We start from the raw sequence: 1,650 nt of genomic DNA, 5'->3' as shown, positions 1-1,650 counted from the left end.
CACATCCATCAACTTAACGTATATTTTTATACAAAATGCGGTCTTTCCACGTAGTTTTTTATTATCTTGTATAGATGTTATAAAAGTAGGCACATCAAATAAACCCTGACGGGTTTCAAATTTTTCGCTATGCTATCTGATGGGCAGAAGTGGTATACTCATACACAACACCTAAAATATCAAAGACTGTTTTTTTCTCATATCTGTGAGATTTTCGTCCGTTTCGCTGTAGGAGGTTGAACAGACGAAGGAGGATCTTTGATAATTCTTGGGTGTTTTTATGTAGTGCTTGATGAAAAAGTAAGAAATAATCTTTAATTATGTACATCGCTTTATATTCACTTAGTTCTTTCTGTTTCTTACGTAACAGGAGTTCTCTCATTTTAAACATAGTAGAAGAACATAATAGGATACTAATGAGTTGTCCATAAAGGTGGCATTCTAATCGCTCTTGTTTAATAGATTTACAACGATGAATTCGAAACCAAGATTTCCATATTTTAAATAACAGCTCAATTTGCCAACGCAGTGAATATAAATCATAGATTTTCTCTTTCGGTACCCATTCCGTAGGAATGTTTGTCATATATACCGTAATTCCTTGTAAAAGTTTCGTACGCTCTGTATATGTAATCCCTTTTTTCTTTTCACGAATAGCTCGATCATGTAGACGTTTCTGTTTTTGCTCCTCTGTACATCTATAAACCACAATGCGAGTGGGTAGTTTGTCTTTGCTCCCTACATATACATCATGTAATTCATACACTTGGCCAGGTTGTAATTGGTTCATGATGTCTTCCAAATGGATTTGTATATATACCGGTCTCAATTGAGCAGGTTTTGTTTTAAATACCACTGTTTCGAATTCTTTTCTATATATTTTAGTTGGTAATTTAAGACGCGATAAATAATACCCTTCCTTATCTTGGATCGATTTAAAGTCTTGTAAACGAAAATACCCTAAGTCACGAATATATAGTTCATTCTTTTGTGTCATGTCCATTCGAGTCGCCCCATATGCCTGATCACTTCGTTTTCCTGGTTCAATTTTCACATCAGAAAACTCTCCACTCAACAAGTCATACTCTAATTGAATTTTCACACCAGCTGTATGACTACAGCCTCCGGCACCAGGATAAGTAGCTGCGAATCGATCTGGAACTTGAAAGGTTGTAGAATCAAGGATGCGAATCCGCTCAAAGTAAGCAGAAAGAGAATGAGAAATTGTAGATGACCCTCCAATTTTAGCTTGTAGAAGTGTAGTAAATACATTTCGAAAGAAGGCTACAGAAGCCGAGTTAAATCGTCGATTCAGTCCCTCAGGACTTAATAAAATTCCTGTTGAAGTTTCTAATTGACTACAAAGTTGAGTAAGAGAGGTTGTAGCGATTTGTTGATTTAACCATACACACAAAGATAAAAAATGGTGCCCATGGCACTTACGTTTTCGTTTCATTCCACCTGCTTCTATAGCTAATTGATTAAGTGTAGCGGGAGACATATATCGATATAACTCTTCGGCAAATAAAGACAGCTCTTGTTTTTGATGCATATTCATAAAAAGCACGTCACCCTTTCTCATTAACATAAGAGAATAGTAACGTGCTTTTAAGTTTAAGAATAGTCTAAATCCTTAAGTTGATGGATGTG

1 protein-coding gene is annotated in these 1,650 nt (G+C 35.5%); it reads right to left on the bottom strand.

The window, feature by feature from the left end; genetic code table 11:
- Positions 1 to 127 precede the first annotated feature (127 nt).
- Positions 128 to 1,558, bottom strand: coding sequence for an IS4-like element ISBce2 family transposase (locus SB773_RS29800; protein WP_088030762.1), 1,431 nt, complete (start codon positions 1,556 to 1,558; stop codon positions 128 to 130).
- Positions 1,559 to 1,650: the final 92 nt, after the last annotated feature.

Source organism: Bacillus sp. SIMBA_074 (assembly GCF_046534555.1).
GTDB lineage: Bacteria > Bacillota > Bacilli > Bacillales > Bacillaceae_G > Bacillus_A > Bacillus_A mycoides.
The sequence above is the reverse complement of the archived record's forward strand: the minus strand, read 5'-3'. Positions and strand labels throughout refer to the sequence as shown.

Bases quoted from the DNA above. Each gene is read 5' to 3' on its own strand.
- SB773_RS29800 (WP_088030762.1), bottom strand. From the start codon at position 1,558: ATGAATATGCATCAAAAACAAGAGCTGTCTTTATTTGCCGAAGAGTTA.